This is a genomic window from Paenibacillus sp. FSL R5-0713 (assembly GCF_037973325.1).
GTDB lineage: Bacteria > Bacillota > Bacilli > Paenibacillales > Paenibacillaceae > Paenibacillus.
Genome location: NZ_CP150229.1, coordinates 4658569 through 4684733, shown reverse-complemented (window position 1 = coordinate 4684733; position 26165 = coordinate 4658569). Strand labels below are relative to the sequence as shown.

Annotated in this window: 20 protein-coding genes; all 20 read left to right on the top strand. The window is 46.8% G+C overall.

The features are described from left to right. Positions 1-83 precede the first annotated feature (83 nt). Positions 84-1781 (top strand): peptide ABC transporter substrate-binding protein, encoded by a 1698-nt coding sequence (locus MKZ12_RS20880; protein ID WP_339256441.1) that lies wholly within the window; start codon positions 84-86, stop codon positions 1779-1781. 190 nt (positions 1782-1971) lie between these two features. Beyond that, positions 1972-2904, top strand: a complete 933-nt coding sequence (locus MKZ12_RS20875; RefSeq protein ID WP_100527052.1) for an ABC transporter permease — start codon at positions 1972-1974, stop codon at positions 2902-2904. Positions 2905-2906: 2 nt separating this feature from the next. Further along, positions 2907-3833, top strand: coding sequence for an ABC transporter permease (locus MKZ12_RS20870; RefSeq protein WP_339256438.1), 927 nt, complete (start codon positions 2907-2909; stop codon positions 3831-3833). A gap of 17 nt (positions 3834-3850) precedes the next feature. Continuing rightward, complete coding sequence (locus MKZ12_RS20865) at positions 3851-5620, top strand: ABC transporter ATP-binding protein (protein WP_339256436.1); 1770 nt, start codon at positions 3851-3853, stop codon at positions 5618-5620. A 157-nt stretch (positions 5621-5777) separates the two neighbouring features. Then, entirely contained in the window at positions 5778-7409 is a 1632-nt protein-coding gene (gene bshC, locus MKZ12_RS20860) for a bacillithiol biosynthesis cysteine-adding enzyme BshC (protein ID WP_339256434.1), read from the top strand. Positions 7410-7453: 44 nt separating this feature from the next. Next, positions 7454-8719, top strand: a complete 1266-nt coding sequence (locus MKZ12_RS20855; RefSeq protein WP_278298908.1) for an adenosylhomocysteinase — start codon at positions 7454-7456, stop codon at positions 8717-8719. A gap of 273 nt (positions 8720-8992) precedes the next feature. Then, complete coding sequence (mraZ, locus tag MKZ12_RS20850) at positions 8993-9430, top strand: division/cell wall cluster transcriptional repressor MraZ (RefSeq protein WP_017687291.1); 438 nt, start codon at positions 8993-8995, stop codon at positions 9428-9430. A gap of 18 nt (positions 9431-9448) precedes the next feature. Then, positions 9449-10399, top strand: coding sequence for a 16S rRNA (cytosine(1402)-N(4))-methyltransferase RsmH (gene rsmH / locus MKZ12_RS20845; protein ID WP_339256432.1), 951 nt, complete (start codon positions 9449-9451; stop codon positions 10397-10399). Positions 10400-10426: 27 nt separating this feature from the next. Next, the gene (locus MKZ12_RS20840; RefSeq protein ID WP_339235933.1) at positions 10427-10855 is read left to right on the top strand and encodes a hypothetical protein; all 429 of its coding nucleotides are present in this window, start codon (positions 10427-10429) and stop codon (positions 10853-10855) included. A 12-nt stretch (positions 10856-10867) separates the two neighbouring features. After that, positions 10868-13201, top strand: coding sequence for a penicillin-binding transpeptidase domain-containing protein (locus MKZ12_RS20835; protein WP_339256430.1), 2334 nt, complete (start codon positions 10868-10870; stop codon positions 13199-13201). 94 nt (positions 13202-13295) lie between these two features. Continuing rightward, on the top strand, positions 13296-15248 hold the full coding sequence (locus tag MKZ12_RS20830; RefSeq protein WP_339256429.1) for a stage V sporulation protein D: 1953 nt from the start codon (positions 13296-13298) through the stop codon (positions 15246-15248). Positions 15249-15388: 140 nt separating this feature from the next. Then, positions 15389-16876, top strand: coding sequence for a UDP-N-acetylmuramoyl-L-alanyl-D-glutamate--2,6-diaminopimelate ligase (locus tag MKZ12_RS20825; protein WP_339256427.1), 1488 nt, complete (start codon positions 15389-15391; stop codon positions 16874-16876). After that, complete coding sequence (murF, locus tag MKZ12_RS20820) at positions 16876-18288, top strand: UDP-N-acetylmuramoyl-tripeptide--D-alanyl-D-alanine ligase (RefSeq protein WP_339243147.1); 1413 nt, start codon at positions 16876-16878, stop codon at positions 18286-18288. Before MKZ12_RS20825 ends, murF begins: the two co-directional genes overlap by 1 nt. Before the next feature lie 12 nt (positions 18289-18300). Then, positions 18301-19269: a phospho-N-acetylmuramoyl-pentapeptide-transferase gene (gene mraY / locus MKZ12_RS20815; RefSeq protein WP_278298911.1), complete on the top strand. Its 969-nt coding sequence runs from the start codon at positions 18301-18303 to the stop codon at positions 19267-19269. A gap of 3 nt (positions 19270-19272) precedes the next feature. Continuing rightward, positions 19273-20694: a UDP-N-acetylmuramoyl-L-alanine--D-glutamate ligase gene (gene murD, locus MKZ12_RS20810; protein ID WP_339256424.1), complete on the top strand. Its 1422-nt coding sequence runs from the start codon at positions 19273-19275 to the stop codon at positions 20692-20694. 48 nt (positions 20695-20742) lie between these two features. Beyond that, positions 20743-21840: a stage V sporulation protein E gene (gene spoVE / locus MKZ12_RS20805; RefSeq protein ID WP_253439323.1), complete on the top strand. Its 1098-nt coding sequence runs from the start codon at positions 20743-20745 to the stop codon at positions 21838-21840. A gap of 7 nt (positions 21841-21847) precedes the next feature. Further along, entirely contained in the window at positions 21848-22957 is a 1110-nt protein-coding gene (gene murG, locus MKZ12_RS20800; protein ID WP_339256422.1) for an undecaprenyldiphospho-muramoylpentapeptide beta-N-acetylglucosaminyltransferase, read from the top strand. 150 nt (positions 22958-23107) lie between these two features. Beyond that, on the top strand, positions 23108-24013 hold the full coding sequence (murB, locus tag MKZ12_RS20795) for a UDP-N-acetylmuramate dehydrogenase (RefSeq protein ID WP_253439319.1): 906 nt from the start codon (positions 23108-23110) through the stop codon (positions 24011-24013). Positions 24014-24030: 17 nt separating this feature from the next. Next, entirely contained in the window at positions 24031-25314 is a 1284-nt protein-coding gene (gene murA, locus MKZ12_RS20790; protein WP_339235916.1) for a UDP-N-acetylglucosamine 1-carboxyvinyltransferase, read from the top strand. A gap of 57 nt (positions 25315-25371) precedes the next feature. Further along, positions 25372-26139: an FtsQ-type POTRA domain-containing protein gene (locus MKZ12_RS20785; protein WP_339256420.1), complete on the top strand. Its 768-nt coding sequence runs from the start codon at positions 25372-25374 to the stop codon at positions 26137-26139. Positions 26140-26165 lie beyond the last annotated feature (26 nt).

Here is a 26165-nt window from a genome sequence, read left to right as displayed (position 1 = left end):
AAAAAGTAATGTAGATTTTTTTGACCGGTGGTTGTATAATCTATAAACATATAAACCATATCAATTTAGGGGGAACGTGTTAGATGAAAAGGAAAAGTCTATTAGTCCTTTTGACGCTGATTCTGGCGTTCGGTACCGTACTTGCAGCGTGCGGATCGAAAAACGAAGGCACAGGTAACACCGATACTGGTTCTGCAAGCGAAGGAAATGGTCTTGCTAAAGATCAAATCCTGAAAATTAACCTGTCAGCTGAACCTCCTACGTTGGACCCGGCTCAAGCAAAAGACAGCCAAACCAACACAGTTCTGAAGTTCTTGTATGAAGGTCTTGTACGCATCGATGCTGACGGTAAAGAACAAGCGGGCGTAGCTAAAGACTGGACAATCTCCGAAGATGGTTTGAAATATGTTTTCAACTTGAACCCGGATGCTAAATGGAGCAATGGTGATGCAATCACTGCCGAAGACTTTGTTCGTTCTTGGGAACGCGCTTTGAAACCGGAAACAGCTTCTCCATATGCATACCAATTGTACTACATCAAAGGTGCTGAAGGTTACAACCTGAGCAAAGACGAAACATATAAAGGTACTAAAGTTACAGACTTCTCTCAAGTAGGTGTTAAAGCTACTGATGAGCACACGCTTGAAGTAACGTTGGAAAACCCAACACCTTACTTCTTGGGTCTGACAGCATTCTACACGTACTACCCAGTACATGCATCTGCTGATACAAATGACAAATTCTTCACAGACTACAAAAACATGATCGTTAACGGACCATTTGTAATGGATCAATACGCTAAAGGTCAAAAAATTGTTGTGAAGAAAAACGATGGTTACCATGCAGCTGCTGACATTAAACTGGCTGAAATCGATATGTCTTTGACAAACAGCAGTGCTTCCGAACTGCAAGCTTACAAATCAGGACAATTGGACTACACTGGTGCACCTAACGGTGAAATCCCATCCGACCAAATTCCTTCTGTAAAAGCGGAATTGCCGGACGAGTTCAAAGCTACTGGTATTGCAAGTACGTACTACTACCAGTTCAACGTAAATGAAGCACCATTTAACAACGTTAAAATCCGTAAAGCATTTGCAATGGCGATTCAACGTCAATTGATTGTTGACAAAGTAACACAAGGTGGACAAATTCCAGCATTCGGCTTTGTACCTCCAGGTATCCGTGGTGAAAACGGCGAATTCCGTGATGAGCACAAAGACGATTACTTCACAGAAAATGTGGATGAAGCTAAAAAATTGCTTGCTGAAGGTATGAAAGAAGAAGGTTACACTACATTGCCAGCTGTTACTTTGATCTACAACACAAGTGATGGTCACGCGAAAATCGCTTTGGCAATTGCTGATATGTGGAAACAAAATCTTGGTGTCGATGTGAAAACAGAAAACCAAGAGTGGGGCGTATTCCTTGAGAACCGTCAAAACCAAAACTTCCAAGTAGCTCGTGCAGGTTGGTCTGCTGACTACAACGATCCATACAACTTCTTGGAAATGTGGACTACTGGAAACACAAACAATGATTCCAAATTCAGCAACGAACAGTATGACAAAGATGTTAAAGAAACTGTAAAATCCGCTGATCCAGCTGCACGTATGGCTGCATTTGCTGACGCTGAGAAAATCCTGATTCAAGATGAAATGGGCGTTATGCCGATCTATTACTACACTAACGTATCTTTGACTAAGCCTTACCTGAAAGGCGTACAACTTGATTTCAGTGGAGCTATTGACTTCACTCGTGCATATCTGGAAGAGAAATAAGTTGTTCTGAAGTCTAATATGATTACTTCGGGATATATATGTGGAATTCCATATATATCCCGATTTTTTTGTATGTGCACCGATTTTCCTTATAATTCTTGAAATTTCCGATAAATGGATTGGACTTTATTTCTGTCTAATTCTACAATCGATTTGTATACAAAATATTGTTTGTGGAGGTGTGCAAGGGTTGGTTAAGTATGTGTTGAAAAAACTACTATTTATGCTGCTATCGCTTTTCATACTCGCATCGCTGACTTTCTTCCTGATGAAGGCCATTCCTGGTGACCCGTTTACAGCAGAAAAGAAACTGTCGCCAGAAATTCGTGCACTCTTAGAAGTTAAGTACGGTTTGGATAAACCGATGTATGAACAATACCTGAAGTATATGGGTGGAATCCTTAAAGGGGATTTCGGCGTTTCGATGAGGTATCTGAATCAGGACGTAACGGATATGATTACTCAAACATTCACGGCTTCACTGAAGCTTGGGATCTTTGCAATTCTCATCTCCATTATTGTTGGTGTACTGTTGGGACTTCTCGCGGCAGTTTATCACCGCAAATTGATTGATGATGTTACCATGGTCGTCGCTGTCATAGGTATTGCTGTTCCGAGCTTCTTGCTTGCCTCATTATTGCAATATGTCTTTGCTTTCAAATTGGGATGGTTCAACGTAATGGGCTTCGATGGACCGCTTGACTATGTACTCCCAGTTGCAGCTTTGTCTGCATCACCAATTGCCTTTATCGCTCGTTTGACTCGTTCCAGCATGCTGGAAGTTTTACATGCAGATTATATCAAAACAGCTAAAGCCAAAGGTTTAAAATGGCCAGCGATTATGTTTAAACACGTTGTACGAAATGGTATTTTGCCAGTAGTAACTTATGTTGGTCCAATGACAGCAAACATCATCACAGGTTCCGTTGTTATTGAACAGATCTTTAACATCGGGGGAATTGGTAAAGTATTCGTAGAAAGCATCACTAACCGGGATTACACCATGATTATGGGTATCACAATTTTCTATGGTATTCTCCTCATGTTGGCACGCTTCCTGACGGATATCGCTTATGTACTAATTGATCCTAGAATCAAGCTGGAAAGCCGGAAGGGGGCATAACGTTGTCTGGCACGAATAATAAAAAGAATGAAACGGCGAACACGAACCTGACTAGTCAGGCAGCGGTTAAACCGCAAGAAAGTGTATCCCTTTTTAAAGATGCCATGTACAGACTTGCAACCAATAAGGCTGCAATGATAAGTCTGGGTGTATTGGTTCTTGTCGTGATTTTCGCTTTGATTGGTCCAACTTCTTTGTTTACAAGTTATAATTATTATTCAAACGATTTGATGAATGCCAACGCGGCACCTAGTGCAGAGCATTGGTTCGGTACGGATGAACTTGGTCGTGATGTATGGGTAAGAACATGGGTTGGTGCGCGTGTATCCCTTACTGTCGGTTTGGCAGCAGCTCTGATTGACCTTGTTATTGGTGTAATTTATGGTGCGATTATGGGTTACTACGGTGGACGTGTTGATGGTATCATGAACAAATTCTCCGAAATCCTCTATTCCCTGCCGTACATGCTCGTTGTTATCTTGTTGTTGGTTGTATTGGAACCAAGTCTGACAACCATCATCATCGCCCTCACCATTACGGGCTGGATCAGTATGTCATGGATTGTACGTGGTGAGATTATGCAACTCAAAAACAGAGACTTCATTCTTGCGGCTCGCTCCATGGGTGCAAGTACTGGACGTCAATTGTTCCGTCACTTGTTGCCAAATGCAGTTGGTCCGATTATTGTAACGTTGACATTGTCTATTCCTAACGCGATCTTCGCTGAGGCGTTTCTGAGCTTCCTCGGACTTGGTGTATCTGCACCGAGATCATCACTGGGATCTATGATCAATGACGCACTCACAGGCTGGACGCTGTATCCGTGGCGGATGTGGTTCCCGGCGGGTCTGATGGTACTGACTATGCTTGCATTTAATTTGCTCGGTGACGGTCTGCGCGACGCGCTTGATCCGAAATTACGTAAATAGAAATAGGAGGTGGGATTATGGAGCCGATTTTAACAGTCAAGGACTTGAGCGTGTCATTCTCAACGCGCTCTGGTGAATTTGATGCCGTTAAAAATGTGAGTTTTGAAATTGGCAAAGGAGAGACGCTGGGGATCGTAGGTGAATCTGGTAGTGGTAAGAGTGTTACCGCCCAAACCATCATGAAATTGATTCCCTCCCCGCCTTCGAAGGTCAAAAGCGGAGAAATTACTTTTCACGGGCAAGACCTGTTGAATAAGACAGATAAACAAATGGAAGCGATTCGTGGTAAAGATATCGGTATGATCTTCCAAGATCCAATGACTTCTTTGAATCCTACCATTAAAATTGGTAAACAAATTACCGAAGTATTGCGCAAGCATCAGAACATGTCCAAACAAGCGGCGGATAAAGCTGCTTTGGAAATGCTGGAACTTGTAGGAATCAAAAATGCGGCAATCCGCATGAATCATTACCCACACCAATTCTCTGGTGGTATGCGTCAGCGTGCCATGATTGCAATCGCGCTTGCATGTCGTCCATCCCTTCTGATTGCGGATGAGCCGACAACTGCACTTGACGTTACCATTCAGGCTCAAATTCTGGATGTCATGAAAGACATGCAGCAAAAGCTTGGAACATCGATCATGCTGATCACGCATGACCTTGGTGTCGTAGCGGGTATGTGTGACCGTGTTGTTGTTATGAAGGAAGGCGAAGTTGTTGAAACAGGAACAACTGCTGAAATCTTTAGTAACCCTCAACATCCATACACCATTAAATTGCTGAATGCTTTGCCTCGTCTGGACGAGCCCAAAAAGGAAAAACCAGCTCCGGCTGGTATTATCAAAGGCAGCAATAAGCCTCTGGTACAAGTGAAAAACTTGAAACAGTACTTTAATTTGGGTAAAGGTAACATTCTCAAAGCGGTCAATGACGTAAGCTTTGATATCTTTGAAGGTGAAACGCTTGGCGTTGTAGGCGAGTCCGGCTGTGGTAAATCCACAACAGGACGTACCATTCTGCGTCTTTATGAGCCAACTGGCGGAAATGTTAACTTCAACGGAACGGATATCTACAAGTTGTCCCCGCGCAAAATGAAAGAAATGCGTAAAGATATGCAGATGATTTTCCAAGATCCATATGCATCTCTTAACCCGCGTTTCAACGTTATGGATATTATCGGGGAGTCCCTGGATATTCATGGCCTGGCTTCCAGCTCCAAAGAGCGCAAGAGAAGAGTGGAAGAGCTGCTTGATCTGGTAGGTCTGAATCCAAGTCATGCACTTCGTTATCCACATGAATTCTCCGGTGGTCAAAGACAACGGATCGGGATTGCGCGTGCACTTGCTGTAGACCCTAAATTCATCATCTGTGATGAGCCATTGTCTGCACTGGATGTATCCATTCAGGCGCAGGTCGTTAAATTGCTTGAAGAACTTCAGCAACGTCTCGGTTTGACATACCTGTTCATTGCGCATGACTTGTCAATGGTTAAACATATCAGTGACCGTGTCGCTGTAATGTACATGGGTAAAGTGGTTGAACTCGCAGAAAGTGAAGAACTGTATGCGAATCCTGTCCATCCTTATACCAAAACGTTGCTCTCAGCGATCCCTGTGCCTGATCCGGAAGTGGAAGCGAACAAACGTCGCATCTTGCTGCCGGAAGAGCATATGAACCCGATTCAGAATGGATCTGGCGGTCCTGCGAATGACCCGTACAATCTGGAAAATGCTCAATTGATTGAGGTTTCCAAAGGTCACTGGGTTGCAGAGCCTTACGTATAATAGGAATATTAAAGCGATATGCTATTATTGATGTATTAAGTGCCGCCGACTCGTTCGGCGGTTTTTTTCGTATTTTCATCACTTTCTTTTGACGAAGCGGCCTTGAATTCGGTACAATCAAGAAAGGCTCTTTGAAGCAGAATAGGAGGCAGACCTCATGAACGGTATTACCGAGGCACTCCGCAGCGGATCAAGACTTGCAGAAGATTATATCTGTTCAAGAGATGCTGCGCGTGGCCTTTACGAGTATGACATTCGCTGGGAATCAGGACTTCAGGCGCGTGCCGAATGGCTGGATCAATCGGAGAACACACGTATTGATCGTCGTGATCTGGCAGAGTATTTACGTATATATAATAAGCGGGTGAACGACCATGAAGAGGTTCATGCGTCCATTACACGTCTTGCAGAACAAGATGCACTGGTGGTTACAGGAGGACAGCAGAGCGGTCTGCTCACCGGACCACTGTTCGTCATATACAAAGCCGCCAGTGTAGTGGCAGCTGCGCGTGAAGCGGAAGATAAACTTCAACGTCCGGTAGTCCCCGTATTTTGGATTGCCGGTGAAGACCATGACTGGGATGAAGTTAATCATACGTATCTACCTGATCATCAGGGAGATATGAAGAAGATCAAGTTACAAGGACGGTTCGCAGGAAGGGATTCTGTGAGTAATGTTCATGTGGATACGCAGCAATGGATGAATGTACTCGAACAGGTGGAGCATCTGTTACCTGATACGATACATAAACCAGGATTGATGAAAAGTATCACGGAGATCCATCAATCCAGTTCAAATCTGAGTGATGCATTTGCCCGTATGATATCTGCCTTGTTTGCCAGCAGTGGACTTGTTCTAATGGATGCAGCCGATCCAGAGTTACGCAGGTTGGAACAGCCCGTGTTTGAGCGGATGATACGCAAAAATGAAGTGCTGCGCAACGCATATGCACAAGGAGCTTCGCTGGTTCAACAAGCGGGTTATGCTATGCCTGCCGAAGTAGCAGAGGATGGAGCGAATCTGTTCTACATTCACGAAGGTACGCGTCTGCTCCTGTTGTTGAAGGACGGTTTGTATAGTGATCGCAAAGGTTTGGTTTCTTTCACGGAGGAGCGTTTGCTTCAGGAACTGGAAGAACATCCGGAGCGCTTCAGTAACAACGTATTGACGCGACCTTTAATGCAGGATTCCGTGCTGCCTGTAGCCGCTGTGATTTTGGGGCAAGGTGAAATTGCATATTGGGGTTTGACTCGGGAAGCATTTTGTCAGTTCGGACTGCAAATGCCCATTCTGTTGCCGCGGTTGTCTTTCACTATTATGGAAGATATTCATCACAAACATATGAAACAATATGGACTTTCTTTCCAGGATGTACAATATCATCTGGAAGAAAAGAAGGAACAGTGGCTAGCACAACAGGAGACGTTCCATGTAGATGAGCAGTTTGACAAGGTTCAGGAAGCGTTTCTTGATCTGTATGGACCATTGCTAGATGAGATCGCGGAGATTCATCCGGGGCTGGAGCGAATTGGCGATACCAATTTGAGTAAAATCAACGAGCAAATGCAGTATCTGAAACAGCAGACTCACAAAGCCATTGAAGATAAACACAATGTGAGCCTAAGGCACTGGAACGGCATTCAAAACTCCTTGTTTCCAACGGGCAAACCACAGGAACGAGTACATAATGCACTCTTTTACCTGAATCGTTATGGCTCCGAGTGGATCGAAGAACTGATTAAGACCTCAAGCGAATTCCTTGGAGAGCACAAGGTTATTGAACTATAGAGCCCTTTATAATAGAAGAAACACATAAACAAGGAGGATATGGAATGACTACACCTGCGTTGCAAAACAGTATTGTTAAAGATATGGGACTCGCTTCAGAGGGTCATCTGAAAATAGACTGGGTAGAGGCACATATGCCGGTATTAAACCGCATTCGTCGCCAGTTCGAACAGGATCTGCCTTTCAAAGGTTTGAAGGTTGCGATATGTCTTCATCTGGAGGCAAAAACAGCTTACTTGGCAAAAGTGATCCAAGCGGGTGGGGCGGAAGTAACGATTACGCACAGTAACCCATTGTCCACACAAGATGATGTCTGCGCAGCATTAGTGGAAGACGGTGTTACCGTATATGCGAAATACAATCCGGAACCTGCGGAATTCAAATCTCTGCAACTGCGTGCGCTTGAAGTGAAGCCTGATCTCATTATTGATGATGGCGGAGACTTTGCAACCATTATTGCATCCGAGCGCCCTGACCTCGCAGCAACAATTCGCGGCGGAGCAGAAGAAACGACAACGGGTATTATTCGTTTGAAAGCATTGGCGAAAGAAGGCCAATTGAAGTTTCCAATGGTTGCAGTTAATGACGCATACTGCAAGTATCTGTTCGATAATCGCTACGGTACAGGACAATCTGCATTCGATGGCATTATTCGTACAACCAACTTGGTTGTCGCTGGCAAAAACGTAGTGGTAGCAGGTTATGGCTGGTGTGGTAAAGGTGTAGCGATGCGCGCCAAAGGTCTTGGAGCGAATGTGATCGTAACCGAGATTGATCCAATCAAAGCGGTAGAAGCACATATGGATGGGTTCCGTGTCATGACGATGGTGGAAGCAGCCAAATTGGGTGATTTCTTTATCGCAGTTACAGGCAATAAGGATGTTATCACGGGCGAGCATTACGATGTGATGAAGGACGGAGCAATCCTGAGTAATGCAGGTCACTTTGATGTTGAAGTGAACAAACCTGAACTGGCTAAACGTTCGGAATCGATTCGCACGGTTCGCCGTAACATTGAGGAATATCGTTTCAAAGACGGTCGCAAAATGTACCTTCTTGCAGAAGGTCGTCTCGTGAATCTAGGTGCAGCAGATGGTCACCCTGCCGAAATCATGGATACGACGTTTGCTCTGCAGGCTCTGGGCCTGCGTTATGTGAGTGAGAACTATGCGGAGTTAGGTAAAAACGTTGTTAATGTACCTTATGATATTGACCAACAGGTTGCCAGCTATAAACTGGAAAGTTTGAATATTGGTATCGACTCTTTGTCGGCTGAGCAAGAAAAATACCTGGATAGCTGGAAATTTTAAGTTTTATCCAATAATTACAAGCTGATGAATTGATTCAAAGGGTATAGAATGGTTTATTGATGATATGGCTCATGTGCGTGTAGACATACGATTGCCCGTTTACGGGAAACGTCTTTGATCCTGAGTGACAGGATCAAAGACGTTTTTTTATGCTGAAAAATTAAAAAATCAAGTATTGCAAGAAGGGTTTTGATTTTTTTGTGCGAATCTATTATGCTTAGGTGGTGGAAAGTGGGGCAAAGTGGGAGAAACGGGTGAGGAGTGAGTGGGCCAATGTTTATGGGGGAGTTCCAACATAGCATTGATGATAAGGGTCGGGTTATCATTCCGGCCAAATTCCGCGAATCTCTGGGACCGTCTTTCGTTGTCACACGGGGTTTGGACCAGTGTCTTTTCGTGTACCCCATGGAGGAGTGGGGGGTCATGGAACAGAAGCTCAAAGCACTGCCATTGATGAAATCTGACGCACGTGCGTTTACCCGGTTTTTTTTCTCGGGTGCAACCGAATGTGAACTGGACAAACAGGGCAGGGTAAATCTGCCGGGCAATCTAAGAGAGTATGCCAAGCTGGACAAGGATTGTGTTGTCCTTGGCGTGTCGAACCGGGTGGAGATTTGGAGCAAAGGCATATGGGAGAGTTATTTCAATCAATCCGAAGAAGCATTCAACGACATTGCCGAAAAGCTGGTCGATTTTAATTTTGATTTATAAAGTCAGGAGGGGTGCAGGTTGTTTCACCACATAACCGTACTCAAAGAAGAGGCAACAGAGGGATTAAACATCAAGCAGGACGGTATATACGTGGACTGCACTTTAGGCGGTGGCGGACACAGCTCCGTGATTGCGTCCAAGCTCGGTCCAGGGGGACGTCTGATCGCACTAGATCAGGATGATTGGGCTTTGGATAATGCGCGCGAGAAGCTCGCTGCCTATGGAGATCGTGTAACATTGGTGAAAACCAATTTTCGAGATCTGGAACAGGTACTTAAGGATCTGGATGTGCCAATGAAGGATGGTGCACCACAGGTCGACGGTATTTTGTACGACTTGGGTGTGTCATCTCCGCAATTTGATGAAGGAGAACGTGGATTCAGCTACAATCACGATGCTCCGCTCGATATGCGAATGGACCAGGATGCAATGCTGACGGCCAAAGAGATTGTGAATGAGTGGCCAGAAGAAGAGATTGCTCGAATTTTGTATCGCTATGGTGAAGAGAAGTTTTCGAGAAGAATTGCCCGTGTTATCGTCGCAAAACGAGCGCAGTCCACCATTGAGACGACAGGTGAACTCGTGGAACTGATCAAGGAAGGCATCCCGGCGGCAGCTCGCCGTACGGGTGGACATCCTGCCAAGCGCAGCTTCCAGGCATTACGTATTGCCGTTAACGATGAGTTGGGTGCGTTTGAAGAAGGCTTGCATCAGGCTGTTCGTTGTCTGGCACCAGGAGGACGTGTATCTGTTATTACCTTCCACTCCCTTGAGGATCGGATATGTAAACAAATTTTCAGCAGTTATCTGGAAAAATGTACATGTCCACCCGACTTTCCGTTGTGTGTATGCGGCGGCAAGGGTACCCTGCGTTTAGTTAACAGAAAACCGCTAATTCCAACGGAAACGGAATTGGCCGAAAATTCACGTGCTCGTTCAGCCAAGCTGCGCGTTGCCGAGAAATTGTAGATCAAGAGTGGAGGAGAGAATCGGAGTATGGCATATACACGTGGTAATCTCGCTGTAAAAGAAAAAGCGTCCCAGGAACGTGTGACCCAGCAACGATACAAAGAAACCACCAAAGTGGTGACCCGTCGTACGGGTCTTCCGGCACGCGAGAAGATTTTGTATCTGATTACCCTGGTTGCAGTTATCCTTGTTGGTGGAGCTTTAATGTCTCGTTATGCTCATATCTATGATCTGAACAAACAGGCCCAGGCTACTATTACGGATATCAAGGGGTATGAGAAGACAATTGCAGACCTGCAGGTGGAAAAAGAAACCTTAAATAATCAGGTCATCGAAAATGCAAAACAACTTGGTTACGTCGAAGCTTCCGGTAAGGATGTTATTTTTGTACCACGCTCAACAAGTACGAAATCAACAGGTACTGAATCGTCTTCGAATACAGCAAGCAGTAAGTAAAGAGGTGTTCCGATGATAAAAAGAATAAAGATGCGCACGTTGCTTATAGGGGGATGTATTACCCTCTTTTTTCTTGTACTCGTAACCCGAATCTTCTTCATTCAAGTAGTAAATGGCGGTGTATGGCAGGAACGGGCGGCCGGTTTGGTAGAGCGGGAACAGACGATTAAGGCCGCACGTGGGACGATTACGGACCGCAATGGTAACGTTCTGGCTACTGATGCGCCTGCATACACGGTTTCCGTGAATCCTCTGTTGATTAATGAACTTGGGATTCAGGATGTAGTGACAGAAAAGCTCTCAGCCCTTCTTGGTAAAAATGAGAGTGAGATGCGTGCTCTGGTCACAGCGAAAAAGGAAGATGGCAAGTTCTATCAGCAGCGTGAAGTACGCAGTGAAGGGTATAAGATAAGTCCTGAGCTTGCGGAAAAAGTCAACGAACTGCGTGAGGAATTACAAGAAGAATACAAGGCTCGTAATGCCATTGTCATGGCTCAAGAGTCGAAGCGTTTTTACCCTGAAGAAACACTTGCTTCTCACCTCTTGGGATATATGAGCCGTGACGGGAAAGCTGTCAATGGACTTGAAGTCTCATATGATGAAGCACTGACTGGTACAGACGGATATTTGAATTATCAGAAGGATGCCAAAGGCATCAAACTTCCGGATTCACAGGATAACTATCTGCCGCCTCAGAACGGGAAAAACCTTACGCTAACCATTGATGACACGATCCAGTTTTACATTGAGGATGCAATGAAAGAAGCCGTTGCTAAATATAATCCACTGAGTATGACGGTCATTGCAGCAGATCCGAGCACGATGGAGATTCTAGGCATGGCGAATTGGCCAACCTTTAACCCTAATTCGTATGGGAGTACACCTGATCAAAAGAATTTTATCAATCATGCCACTCAATCCATCTATGAGCCAGGTAGTACATTCAAAATAGTTACGCTGGCAGGAGCTGTGGAAGAAAAACTCTTTGATCCCAATGCTAGTTTCGAATCCAAACCGACCTATATTGGCGGATATACGATTAGTGATAACGGTCATTCTTACGGACGAATATCCTACCTTGAAGGTGTAAAGCGCTCCAGTAACATTGCTTTTGTTAATCTGGGTTACAACATGTTGGGCGGTGAACGTCTGCGTCATTACATAGACGAATTCGGTTTCGGTAAAAAAACAGGCATTGATCTACCGAATGAGGCAGCATCACCAATTAAACCACTGGTTTTCAAATCCGAGATTGCCACGGCAGCCTACGGTCATGGTCTTGTACAGGTAACACCAATTCAACAGGTCGCAGCTATCTCTGCGATTGCCAACGGCGGTAAATTGCTGGAGCCACATCTGGTGAAGGAGATCAAGAACCCGAATGATGGGACCACGGAAGTGATCAAACCTAAGGTGGTTCGTCAGGTGATTTCCAAGGAATCTTCCAAGCTGGTGAGCGGTTATCTGGAACAAGTGGTTGCAGATCAAACGATTGGTACCGGTCGTAATGCCTATATTGAAGGTTACCGTGTAGCTGGTAAGACGGGTACGGCAAGAAAGGTAGTTAACGGAGAATACAGCAAGTCCAAAGACGTTGTATCGTTTATTGGATTTGCACCAGTGAATAATCCGAAGATTGCCATACTTGTTGTCATTGACCAACCGGATGGAACCAACATCGGTGGAGGAACCGCGGCTGCTCCGGTATTCAAAAAGATTGTCAGCCAGACTCTTCAATACATGGGAATACCGAAGGACACTGCCAAAACTCCTGACAAAAAGTCAAAAGAAGTCTCTGTCGTGCAAGCGAAGGCGCCTGACCTGAGTGGCAAGACAGCCAAACAGGCCAGAAGCCAACTTCTAAGCGCAGGTATTGCTTATGTTACTCTTGGTCAAGGGGATAATGTAATTCGGCAGTATCCGGTTGCTGGCGCCTCTATGAATCCAGGCCAACGAATCTATCTGCTAACGGAAGAAAGCAGCAAGATGAAGATTCCAGATCTAACAGGTGAATCTCTTCGTGATGCCCTTGAAGTACTTTCACTCATGAAAGTGGGGGTAACGGTCGAAGGTGAGGGCTATGTCGTGAAGCAAACCGAGCAGGTCGCAGGTGAGCAGAGAACCGTGAAGTTGAACTTGCAAACTGCCAAAGCGGCAGTGACAGGTATAGCCGATGAGGCTCCAATCTCTTCTGATCCGTCGTCAGATTCTGAAGTGAAGGAACAAGAGCCTTCGGGTGGAGAAGTTAAAACCGACGGAACAAATGAAACAGATAACAGCAAGGCTCCTGCCAATGAATCCAAATCCTCTGATGATCCAGCAACAGACGGGGCTTCGCTACCATAGGGAGCTCTGACAGCTTGTTCTAACCCCCGGTTGTCCTGAATATTCATGAAGGGAACGAATGTCATGATTTTGGGACGAGTGGGGGGATCTTTTCGTGAAGGGATCAAGTGTAAATCTGCGGCGCAGGTTGCTATGGAGTTTAATGATTTTAGTTTTGTTATTTTCGGCCCTGATGATCAGGCTTGCTTATGTACAACTCGGGAAAGGCCCGGAGTTGTCAGCAAAAGCAGAAGAATCTTGGCGGCGTAATATTCCTTATTCAGCCAAGCGAGGTGAGATCCTGGATCGCAATGGAACCTCTCTGGCCTATAATGTGACAACACCGACCATTATGGCCATTCCGGCTCAGGTCAAAGAAGCTGAAACGACAGCTAAAGCACTGGCACCATTGCTTGGAATGACGGAAGAAAAAGTGCTGGCAACCATCAAGAAACGAGAACTGATTGTACGACTACAACCCGGCGGCCGCAAAATTACGATGGAGAAAGCTCAGCGCATCCGTGATTTGAAGCTTCCGGGTATCGTTGTTGCTGAGGACAATAAACGTTTTTATCCCTATGATGATTTGGCTGCCCATATTCTTGGTTTTACGGGTATTGATAATCAGGGTTTAACGGGTGTCGAGAAGAAATATGATGATAAGCTGAATGGTCTGAATGGCAGTGTGTCCTACTTGTCCGATGCGGCCGGAAGGCTAATGCCGGGCTCATCCGAGAAGTATGTGGAACCGAAGGACGGCCTTAACCTCAAGCTGACCATTGATAAATCCATTCAGTCCATCATGGAGAGAGAACTGGATCAGGCCATGGTGAAGTTCCAGGCGAACTCAGCATTGGCCATAGCGATGAATCCCAAAACAGGTGAAATTTTGGGCATGTCCAGCAGGCCTGGATACGAACCTGCCGATTATCAGCAATATCCCGCAGAGATCTACAATCGGAATTTACCAATCTGGATGACCTACGAGCCAGGCTCCACCTTTAAGATCATTACGTTGGCAGCAGCGCTTGAAGAGAAAAAAGTCAATCTGCAACAGGATCAATTTTTTGATCCCGGATATGTTGAGGTGGGTGGAGCCCGCCTGCGTTGCTGGAAAAAGGGAGGACACGGAAGTCAGACCTTCTTGCAAGTGGTGGAGAACTCATGTAACCCTGGATTTGTGGCCCTCGGGCAAAGGCTGGGGAAAGAGTCACTCTTCTCCTATATTAAAGACTTTGGCTTCGGCACCAAGACAGGGATCGACCTCAGCGGAGAAGCCAGTGGAATTTTGTTCAAACTGTCCAGAGTTGGCCCTGTTGAGCTTGCAACGACCGCTTTTGGTCAAGGTGTATCGGTAACACCCATTCAGCAAGTAGCAGCTGTGTCAGCGGCCATCAATGGGGGTAAACTTTACAAGCCATATGTTACGAAAGCATGGGTCCATCCGGTTACGGGAGAAGTCATGGAAGAAGCCAAGCCGGAACTGGTTCGTCAGGTGATCTCGGAGAATACGTCCAAGCAAGTACGTGAAGCACTCGAGAGTGTTGTCGCCAAAGGTACAGGGCGTCCAGCATTCATTGATGGATACCGGGTCGGTGGCAAAACAGGTACAGCCCAGAAGGTCATCAACGGACGTTATTCCTCAACCGAGCATATCGTATCCTTTATCGGATTTGCACCAGCAGATGACCCTCAGATTGTGGTCTATACCGCAGTGGATAATCCCAAAGGAATTCAGTTCGGAGGCGTGGTTGCCGCCCCGATTGTACAGAACATCCTTGAAGATGCGTTGCATTATATGAATGTCCCTGTTCGAAAGGATCAGGTCGCGAAAGAATACAAGTACGGTGAGACCAAAATCGTGACAGTTCCAGACCTGACAGGAGCTACTGTCGAAGATCTGTACGAAGACCTGAACATGAATTTTATGCTGGCCAAGTCTGGCAGTGGTAAATACGTAATCAATCAGGCACCCAAGCCCGGGGCAAGGGTAGATCAGGGATCCACCATCCGCATTTATATGGGGAATGTACTGAACGATGCGCACGATCACACGAAGGATGAATAACTTGTGCACTGGAGCAGTTTCGGCTTCAAGCGCAACAAAGTTCATCCAAGTGCGTTTCATTATTTGGCTGTATTGACGATATTAATAAATACAGACATATGCTAAAACAGAAGTATAATTGGAAAAGTGAGGTTATTCATGTGCTTTTAAAACAATTTGCATCGATGCTGACCACCGCCCGTCTCGTGGGCGAACCAAATACAGAATGCCAAAACCTTCAGACAGATTCCCGGCAGGTAAAACCGGGTGATCTGTTTATCTGTCTTCCGGGACATACGGTAGATGGTCATGATTATGCAGAAAAAGCGGTTAATTCCGGTGCAGTCGCATTGGTGGTTGAACGGCAACTGGATCTGCCTGTACCACAATTGCTGGTGAAGGACAGCCGGTTTGCAATGGCTGTTCTGGCAGATTTCTTTTTTGACTCGCCAAGCCAGAAGATGAATATGATTGGTGTTACGGGAACGAACGGAAAAACAACAACCACGTATTTGATTGAAAAAATCATGAGTGATTATGGACGCAAGACAGGATTGATCGGTACCATTCAAATGCGGTATGACGGTCGGACCTACCCGATGTCAGGAACGACACCAGAAGCGCTTGATCTGCAGCGCAGTCTGCATGATATGGTTCAGAAGGGTACGGACTGCTGTGTCATGGAAGTTTCTTCTCACGCATTGGAACAAGGACGAGTAAAGGGAACCAACTTCCGTACTGCGGTATTCACTAACCTGACGCAGGATCATCTGGACTACCACCATTCCATGGAGGAATATCGTGGGGCGAAAGGATTGTTCTTTGCACGGCTGGGTAACGGCTATACGCAAGATGCTTCGCAGCGTAAGTTCGCGGTCATCAATGCAGATGATGCAGCTGCGGATTATTTCATCTCTGTGACGGCTGCTGAAGTGATTACGTATGGCATGGGTGAAGAGGCCGATGTACGTGCATCCCAAATCTCAATCACTTCTCAAGGAACTTCTTTCCACGTGGACACATTTGCGGGCAGCACGGATATTCGCTTGCGCATGGTAGGCAAATTCAATGTGTACAACGCCATGGCAGCAATCTCTGCAGCACTGGTGGAAGGTATTCCGCTGGAAGAGATCAAGCGCAGTCTGGAGACGGTTCCGGGTGTGGATGGACGTGTTGAAGGAGTGGACGAAGGACAGCCATTTGCTGTTATTGTCGATTATGCCCATACACCGGATGGACTGGAGAATGTGTTACGGACGGTGAAGGAGTTTGCCGAAGGACGTGTAATCTGCGTGTTTGGCTGTGGTGGTGACAGGGACCGTACCAAACGCCCTCTCATGGGGAAAATTGCTGCGAAGTATAGTGATTATGTACTGGTTACTTCCGATAATCCACGGACAGAAGATCCGGATCTGATTCTCAAAGACATTGAACAGGGCCTGATTGAAGAATCTGTTCCTGCTGAACGTTATACGATGATTGTGGATCGGCGCCAGGCGATTCATGAAGCTATTGAAATGGCAAGCCCAGCCGATGTAGTATTGATTGCGGGCAAGGGTCATGAGACCTATCAGATTATCGGCACAACCAAAACCGATTTTGATGACCGAATCATAGCCAAAGAAGCGATAAGGGGCAAATCCAATTGATGAAAAGAACATTGGCACAATTGGCCGAGATGTGTGGAGGAACATTAAGTGACGCTGCTGCTCATGGCCATGTAACGGTTGAAGGGGTGTTTACCGATTCGCGTAAACCCTTGGAAGGCAGTTTGTTTATCCCGCTAGTGGGTGAAAGGTTTGACGGACATGAGTTTGTGCAAGATTGTTTAGAGAAGGGTGCCGCAGGGGCGATCTGGCAAAAGGATCATGGTATTCCACCACAAGGAGCTGTCATTGTGGTGGATGACACACTTGTCGCACTGCAAGCACTCGCATCGGCTTATCTAACGGAGAATAAAGCAGCTGTTGTTGGCATTACAGGCAGCAACGGCAAGACAACAACGAAGGACATCGTGGATGCGATTCTCTCAACTACATTCAAAGTGCATAAGACACAAGGCAACTTCAATAATCACATTGGTCTACCACTGACCGTATTAAGTATGGCCCCGGATACGGAGATTATCATTTTGGAGATGGGTATGAGTGGTCGCGGGGAAATTAACGATCTGTCGGTTATTGCTCAGCCTGATGTAGCGATCATTACCAATATTGGTGAATCTCATCTGCTTCAGCTGGGGTCCAGACTGGAGATTGCCAGAGCCAAAGCCGAGATTGCCGCGGGACTGAAGCCTGGCGGATTACTGATCTACAACGGAGACGAGCCTTTAATTGCACAAGTTCTTGAAGAGCCCGCAACGAAACAACCCGATGGTTTGCAGCGGTTTACATTTGGTCTGCAAACCGATAATGATGATTATCCTACCGGACTTATGAATGCGCAGAGCGGAGTCGTTTTCACCACCAAACAGTCTGGAGAACATGCATTTACACTCCCTCTTCTAGGAACGCATAATGTCGTTAACTGTCTGGCTGCTTTGGCTGTAGCCCGTCATTTTGGAGTGACAACGGAGCAGATTTCCGCTGGGTTGTCTCGCTTGAAATTGACAGGCATGCGTATTGAGGTTACTCAAGGTGTTAGTGGTCTAACCCTGCTGAATGATGCATACAATGCAAGTCCTACCTCCATGAAGGCCGCAATCGATGTACTAGAGGGTCTGAAAGGATACCGCATGAAAGTGGCTGTGCTTGGTGATATGCTTGAACTTGGTCCTCAGGAGCAGGACCTTCATTTTGGAATTGGAGCGTATATTACATCTGCCAAAATGGACATGGTGCTCGTATACGGCCCGCTATCAGCGCATATTGCCGAAGGAGCAAGAAAGCATATGCCGGCAGAGGCTGTGCATGCTTTTATAGATAAAGAAGAAATGACCCGTTATCTACTGGAGAAACTACATCCCAGAGACGTTGTCTTGTTTAAAGCCTCAAGGGGCATGAAGCTGGAGGACGTGGTCGAAGCACTACAAATGGCAACATTACAGAATCGAGTAGACTAGAGGGGTGAACCCATGGATTTTCAGGTATTACTGTTAACAATCGGCGTTTCATTTATTCTGGCGGTGATTGCCGCACCGCTCCTGATTCCGCTGTTACGACGCATGAAATTCGGACAGCAAGTTAGGGAAGATGGGCCTCAGAGCCATTTGAAAAAAAGCGGAACACCTACAATGGGTGGAGTCGTCATTTTAGTTGCGTTCACATTGGCCTTTTTGAAATTTTCGGCTGTCAAGAATACAGACTTTTATGTCTTGCTTGTGGCTACGCTGGGATTCGGGCTGATTGGCTTCCTGGATGATTACATCAAAATTGTGTTCAAACGTTCCCTGGGACTGACGGCCAGACAAAAAATGCTGGGCCAGTTGTTCTTCAGTGCAGTGATGTGTTTCTTGCTGATTCAGAATGGACACAGTACAGCCATTTCTATTCCGGGTACGTCAGTCTCGTTCGACTGGACTGGATGGTTCTATTATCCGTTTGTCGTATTCATGATGCTTGCCATTACCAATGCGGTTAACTTTACCGATGGTCTGGATGGGTTGCTGTCAGGGGTAAGTGCGATTGCCTTTGGCGCATTTGCCATTGTGGCGATGCAAGCCACGTCGATGCCGGCGGCAGTGTGTGCAGCAGCGATGATTGGAGCCGTGCTCGGTTTCCTGGTATACAATGCACATCCAGCCAAAGTGTTTATGGGCGATACGGGTTCTCTGGGCATTGGCGGTGCCATAGGTGCGGTAGCGATAGTAACTAAAACAGAGCTTTTATTTGTCATCATTGGCGGTATTTTTGTCATCGAGATCCTGTCTGTTATTATTCAAGTGGTATCATTCAAGACTCGTGGCAAACGTGTATTCAAAATGAGCCCCATTCATCATCACTTTGAATTAAGTGGTTGGTCGGAATGGCGGGTTGTTATTACCTTCTGGGCGGTAGGCGCAATTTTGGCCGCTCTTGGACTTTATCTCAACAAGGGGTTGTAGATCATGAACCATCCTGAATCATATCGCGGACAACAAGTAGTCGTGCTCGGATTGGCCAAAAGCGGCGTACAGGTCGCCAAAGTGCTAGATCGCGCCGGAGCGAAAGTTACAGTTAATGACAAAAAAGAGAGAGATCAATGTCCCGAAGCTTCCGAATTGGAGGCTTTGGGAATTTCTGTTGTATGCGGAGGACATCCGGACGATCTGATTCATAGTGATGTGAAGCTGGTCGTCAAAAATCCGGGTATCCCATACCGTGCAGCTCCTGTGCAGCAAGCTTTGGCATTGGGCATTGAAGTGGTGACCGAAGTCGAGGTTGCTTATCATCTATGTGCTGCACCCATGATCGGGATTACGGGCTCCAACGGCAAGACCACAACGACCACTTGGGTGGGCAAAATGCTGGAACATGCCGGCCTCAAACCGATCGTTGCCGGTAATATAGGAACACCTCTCTGTGAAGCGGCAGAGCAAGCTTCTCCAGATAACTGGATGGTTGTTGAGCTTAGCAGTTTCCAGCTCAAAGGAACGGTTGATTTCCGTCCCCGGATTGCCAGCTTACTTAACGTTGCAGAGACACATCTGGACTATCACGGGAACATGGATGATTATGTGGCTTCCAAAGCCAAACTGTTCGCCAATCAGCAGCCTGACGACGTAGCCATTCTGAATTGGGATGATGCGGTATGTCGTGGTCTGGTTCCTTACATCAAAGGCAGATTGATCCCCTTCTCAGTGACAGAGAAATTGGATACAGGTGTGTATGCAGATCCTCCTTATGTGGATGGAGATGAGGACGATGTGAAGCGTCAGGTTATCTACGCAGATGAAAACGGAGATCACCACATCATTATCGACATCGAGGATATTGGCCTTCCTGGGCGATTTAATGTTGAAAATGCACTGGCTGCTGTAGCCATTGCGGTAGCGGCAGGAGCTGATCCTGCGGTGCTGGCTGCACCGCTCGCAGACTTCAAGGGAGTTGAACACCGACTTGAATATGTCCTGGAGCATAATGGCTCTGCATACTACAACAACTCCAAAGCAACCAATTCGAAAGCTACGGTCATGGCTCTGAATTCGTTCAAGGAACCGGTCGTATTGATTGCCGGTGGGCTAGATCGTGGATCAGACATGATGGAGTTGTTGCCCTTGTTCCAGGAACGGGTAAAAGCTGTCGTTGCAATTGGAGAGACACGGACAAAAATTGCCAAGGTCGCGGAACTTGCCGGATTAAAGCAAATTAAGGTCGTCGATAATGAGGAGGACGCTGCCCGGACGTTAACCGTTGCTGTGCAGGAAGCAGCGAAGCTTGCCAGTGCCGGTGATGTCGTTTTGTTATCTCCGGCATGTGCAAGTTGGGACATGTTTGCTTCCTATGAAGAGCGGGGACGCATTTTTAAAGAGGCGGCGCATAACTTGTAAGTAGGGGGGTGGAAAAGCCCCTACTTCCATGCAAGGGGTGGCCTCCTGATGAAACAGACGCGACCAGCACCAGATATTTGGTTGCTGATTAGTATTTTGGCATTGCTTGCCATCGGCATCGTAATGGTATATAGTGCGGGCTCGGTGCTTGCCTTTCATGACTATGGCGATTCTTTTTATTTCGTTAAAAGACAGGCCCTGTTTGCGGTGCTTGGGCTTATGGCCATGTTCGTCACCGCTAACGTAGACTACCGGGTGTGGAGGAAATATGCCAAGCCGATATTGATTGCCTGTTTTATTATGCTCATTGCGGTGCTCATTCCTGGGATCGGTGTGGTTCGCGGCGGTGCACGAAGTTGGTTGGGCATAGGCTCGTTCGGTATCCAGCCTTCAGAATTCATGAAGCTGGGCATGATTCTGTTTCTCGCTCACTGGCTGAGCAAGGAACCGGGCAAAATTAAGACCTTCACAACGGGGCTTCTGCCACCGCTGGGATTGATTGGTTTGGCTTTTGGTATTATTATGCTCCAGCCTGATTTGGGGACAGGCACGGTGATGATGGGTGCATCGATGCTTATTATTTTCACAGCCGGAGCACGAATGAAACATCTGGGTTTGCTTGCTCTTGGTGGTGTAGCCGGATTTGCAGCATTGATCGCGGCAGCTCCCTATCGGTTACAGCGTATCACAGCGTTTTTGGACCCGTGGTCCGATCCGCTGGGTGCCGGATATCAGATCATTCAATCCTTATACGCAATTGGTCCGGGTGGACTGGCGGGATTGGGACTGGGTATGAGCCGGCAGAAGTACAGTTATGTACCTGAACCGCAAACGGACTTTATTTTTAGTATTTTGGCCGAAGAACTCGGCTTTATCGGTGGAATGATTGTATTATTGTTGTTTCTGGTGCTGGTGTGGAGAGGAATGCGTGTAGCCATGACTGTGCCGGATGCCTTTGGCAGTCTGCTTGGTGTGGGTATCGTAGGTATGGTCGCCGTACAGGTCATTATTAACATTGGTGTTGTCATTGGCATGATGCCTGTAACGGGCATTACCTTGCCTTTGATCAGCTACGGCGGATCATCATTGACCCTCATGCTCACAGCACTGGGCATTTTAGTGAATTTATCCCGTTATGCGAGGTGACTATGCGATGCGAGTCGTTCTAAGCGGTGGCGGTACGGGTGGACATATCTATCCGGCCGTTGCCATAGCAAGACAATGCGAGGCGGAGAACCCGGACTCGACATTTCTATACATTGGAGGAACCAGAGGGTTGGAAAGCAAGCTGGTTCCCCAGGAAAATATCCCTTTTAAATCCATTGATATTACCGGCTTTCGACGGAAACTGTCCATCGACAACCTGAAAACGGTCATGCGTTTCATTCAAGGTGTACGCAAGTCCAAAAAAATGCTGAAGGAATTCAAACCGGATGTTGTGATAGGTACAGGTGGATATGTGTGTGGACCTGTGGTATATGCAGCAACAAAACTGGGAATTCCGAGTATAATTCATGAACAGAACGCCATCCCGGGTCTGACGAACAAATTTTTGATGCGGTATGTGGACACGGTTGCAGTTAGCTTTGAAGATTCTGAAAAATCGTTTTCTGGCGCGAAAAAGGTGATCTACACCGGTAATCCACGTGCGACTACGGTAGCCCAGGCTAGCCGTGATCGTGGTTTTGCCACGTTAGGTGTACCGATGAACAGCCGTGTTGTTCTTGTGGTTGGTGGCAGTCGAGGGGCAAAAGCAATCAATCAGGCCATGGTGGACATGGCGCCAATGCTGGAACAACTGGACGATGTACATGTGGTTTATGTGACAGGGGATACCTATTTTGATGAAACGCGTGAAGCCATTCGCAGCTCATTGGGTACGATGCCAAACCATCTGCATGTCTTGCCTTACGTGCATAATATGCCTGAGGTGCTTGCCTGTACATCCTTGATTGTAAACCGCGCAGGTGCATCATTCCTTGCGGAGATTACGTCACTGGGCATTCCTTCCATTCTGATTCCTTCGCCTAACGTGACTAACAATCATCAGGAAGCCAATGCACGTACGCTTGAAGGTGGGGGCGCATCACTCACGATGCTGGAGAAGGATCTTACAGGCCAAGTTCTGTATGAAGCCATCGCCAAAATTATGAATGATGAATTGGGACGAAAACGAATGGCTGAGGCCTCCCGGAAATTGGGTAAACCCGATGCTGCTGAAGTGCTTGTTCATGAAATTCAGCGTCTTGCTGCACGCCGGTAAAGTGCGTTTGTGGGCGATTGTCACACACAAGACGGGGCTGACATAAGATACCGTATAAATCGTGACCATCGTTCCATGGCGCCAGAGCACGTTCTTTAGCAACAACAGAATACCGTGCTCATCGGTTTGGAAGTAAAGGAGGAAGCAAACATGCACCAGTGGATGTCGTTACTATCCCAGAATAATGTTGGCAGAGTTCTTGAAAACGAATCGCTAGCCAAATACACCACATGGAAGATCGGCGGTCCTGCGGATGCACTGGTCATTCCCGAGAATAAAGAGCAGATGATGAATCTCGTTCAATTGCTTCACAAGTTTCAGATTCCGTGGATGCAACTTGGACGGGGCTCAAACATGCTGGTGTCAGACAAAGGAATACGTGGTGTTGTTGTGAAACCAGGCGATGGCTTTGATTATGCCGAATTTCACGAAGGTGGTGTAACTGCCGGAGCAGCACATTCTTTTGTTAAACTCAGTGTGGTTGCTGCCAAAAAGGAATGGACCGGTCTGGAATTCGGCAGCGGTATCCCCGGCACTGTCGGTGGAGCCGTATACATGAATGCAGGTGCTCATGGATCGGATGTGTCACGGATATTCAAATTCGCTGAGATTGTACTGGAGACAGGGGAATTGGTACGTTACAGCAAGGAGGACATGGATTTTGCTTACCGCCACTCTGTTCTGCATGATCGGAGAGGCATCGTGCTGGAAGCTACATTTGAACTCCAGCATGGAGAACGCAAAGTCATTTCGGAAACCATGGCAGCTTACAAAGATCGCCGACGACGCACACAGCCACTGCAGATGGCATGTGCAGGCAGTGTATTCCGAAATCCACCGGGTGATCATGCAGCCCGTCTGATTGAAGCAGCAGGGCTCAAAGGCATGAATCAGGGAGGCGCACAGGTATCCACCATGCATGCCAATTTCATTGTCAATACAGGCCAAGCAACAGCAGAGGACGTTATCACCCTAATGCAGCAGATTCAGAGCACTATATCATCTCAAAACGGTATTAACCTGGTACCGGAAGTCTTCGTAGTGGGTGAACGGTAAACCCCGGAGGTGATACATTGGACAAATTGGTGATTGAAGGCGGGAAACCCCTCTCAGGATCCATACGCATCCATGGAGCAAAAAATGCCGCTTTACCGATTATGGCCGCAAGTTTGTTGGCAGATGGAGAAGTTACACTGCATAACGTTCCACACTTGCTGGACATTGAAGTGATGCTGTATATCCTGGAACGGCTTGGATGCACGTGTCGGCATGAACAGGGAACAGTGACCATTAATACCTCGCAGATTCGGTCATATGATGTGCCAGAAGATCTAATGAAGCAGATGCGCTCTTCCATTTTTTTGATGGGACCATTGCTGGCTAAGTTTGGGCATGTGTCAGTGTATCAGCCAGGAGGCTGTGCCATCGGAGAACGCAAAATTGATCTTCACCTCCGGGGCCTGGAAGCGCTCGGAGCTTTGATTGAAGAGCAGGACCAACAGATTATCTGCCATGGCCGCAATCTGGTGGGTACAGATATTCTTTTGGATTTCCCGAGTGTGGGAGCAACCGAGAATATCATGATGGCAGCCGTTCTGGCTAAAGGGACGACAACCATTTGCAACGCGGCAAGAGAACCTGAAATACAGGATCTGCAAAACTTTCTGAATGCTATGGGTGCAAGTATCATTGGTGCAGGAACGGATACGATTACGATCAATGGTGTTGAGAAATTGAAGCCTTGTTCCTATGAGATTATACCGGATCGAATCGTTGCCGGAACTGTGATGATTGCAGCAGCAGCAACACGTGGCAATGTTACGCTTACACACTGCAATCCTGCTCATCTTACTTCACTTATACATGTATTGAAGCGCACTGGTGTTCAAATCACAGTCTGCAATGATATAATGACGGTGAGCTGTATGAGCCGTCCCAAATCAGTAGACCGTATTGTGACTTCTCCGTATCCTTCATTTCCGACAGATTTGCAATCGCAAATCATGGTGCTGCTCAGTCTGGCAGACGGATTCAGTGTGATGAAGGAAACGGTATTCGAGGGCCGGTTCAAACATGTGGATGAACTGAATGTGATGGGGGCTGATATTTCAGTCGATCTGAACGCAGCATTTATCCGTGGTGTTCCCCGTCTGTACGGGGCTACAGTAGAAGCAACCGATCTTCGTGCAGGTGCAGCTCTGGTCATTGCTGGTCTGGCTGCTCAAGGCAAAACGGTTGTGGAGCAAGTGCATCATATTGACCGGGGCTACGATCAGATCGAGAAGTTATTCCAAAGTCTTGGAGCATCGGTTGAGCGACAGTCACCCGTTTCAAAACAGTTGGATTTTGCCAATTAACGTCCTTGGAGTCCCCTCTTGAAGGGAGGGGACCTGAGGCTTTGTGGAGCGCTACTTATGCCTAAAAGTCAAATTCCGGTTCTGAAGAAGAATCGGCCAAAAGGAAACACAAGCCGTAGAATTGTAATTATTCTCTTATTACTATTTATTGTATTGCTCGCTGTATTATTCTTTCGTTCTTCCATGAGTCGGATTTCGGCAATAGAAATTACGGGTAATGTATATACAGCGACTTCAGAGCTACTGGAGAAAAGTGGTCTGAAAGAAGGCGATCAATTTTTTGGGACAAGTACTGCCGAGGTGATTGAGCGTCTCAAGACCAACAAGGCCATTTCAACTGTTACCGTGGACAAGCAATTTCCGGGTATTATCAATATCAAGGTTCAGGAATATGACACCGTTGCGTATGAGCTTGGTTCTGACGGTACACTTAAAGCGATTTTGGCCAGTGGGACAAGCTTGACGGTTCCGGCTACAATTGGTGTTGCTGTGGAGAAGCCTATATTGACTCAATGGAAGGCTGATGATCCACTCAAAGCCAAACTGAGTCAGACACTGGCTAAAATCCCGAATGAATTGACGACGGATATTTCGGAAATTATTCCGAACCCAACGCCTTCATTTCCGGATCAGATTCGGATGTATACCAAATCACAGTTTGAAGTGATTACGACCGTCTCTCTTTTATCGGATAAAGTGGAATATCTAAATCAGGTGATAGAGACCGAACGGCCTGGGAAAATCACCATGCTTGAGGCAGATACCTATGTCCCGTTCATCCCGGATGACCCGGAAGATGATGCTGAGCCAGGAGCAAGCCCTTGACCTTTGCCATGATGAGGCTGTACTGA

Excerpts from the sequence above, each read along its gene's own strand:
- MKZ12_RS20785 (WP_339256420.1), top strand. The coding sequence starts at position 25,372 with ATGCCTAAAAGTCAAATTCCGGTTCTGAAGAAGAATCGGCCAAAAGGA.
- MKZ12_RS20840 (WP_339235933.1), top strand. The coding sequence starts at position 10,427 with ATGGCATATACACGTGGTAATCTCGCTGTAAAAGAAAAAGCGTCCCAG.
- murF (WP_339243147.1), top strand. The coding sequence starts at position 16,876 with ATGAAAAGAACATTGGCACAATTGGCCGAGATGTGTGGAGGAACATTA.
- bshC (WP_339256434.1), top strand. The coding sequence starts at position 5,778 with ATGAACGGTATTACCGAGGCACTCCGCAGCGGATCAAGACTTGCAGAA.
- murG (WP_339256422.1), top strand. The coding sequence starts at position 21,848 with ATGCGAGTCGTTCTAAGCGGTGGCGGTACGGGTGGACATATCTATCCG.
- MKZ12_RS20880 (WP_339256441.1), top strand. The coding sequence starts at position 84 with ATGAAAAGGAAAAGTCTATTAGTCCTTTTGACGCTGATTCTGGCGTTC.
- MKZ12_RS20865 (WP_339256436.1), top strand. The coding sequence starts at position 3,851 with ATGGAGCCGATTTTAACAGTCAAGGACTTGAGCGTGTCATTCTCAACG.
- MKZ12_RS20855 (WP_278298908.1), top strand. The coding sequence starts at position 7,454 with ATGACTACACCTGCGTTGCAAAACAGTATTGTTAAAGATATGGGACTC.
- MKZ12_RS20835 (WP_339256430.1), top strand. The coding sequence starts at position 10,868 with ATGATAAAAAGAATAAAGATGCGCACGTTGCTTATAGGGGGATGTATT.
- mraZ (WP_017687291.1), top strand. The coding sequence starts at position 8,993 with ATGTTTATGGGGGAGTTCCAACATAGCATTGATGATAAGGGTCGGGTT.
- murB (WP_253439319.1), top strand. The coding sequence starts at position 23,108 with ATGCACCAGTGGATGTCGTTACTATCCCAGAATAATGTTGGCAGAGTT.
- spoVE (WP_253439323.1), top strand. The coding sequence starts at position 20,743 with ATGAAACAGACGCGACCAGCACCAGATATTTGGTTGCTGATTAGTATT.
- murD (WP_339256424.1), top strand. The coding sequence starts at position 19,273 with ATGAACCATCCTGAATCATATCGCGGACAACAAGTAGTCGTGCTCGGA.
- mraY (WP_278298911.1), top strand. The coding sequence starts at position 18,301 with ATGGATTTTCAGGTATTACTGTTAACAATCGGCGTTTCATTTATTCTG.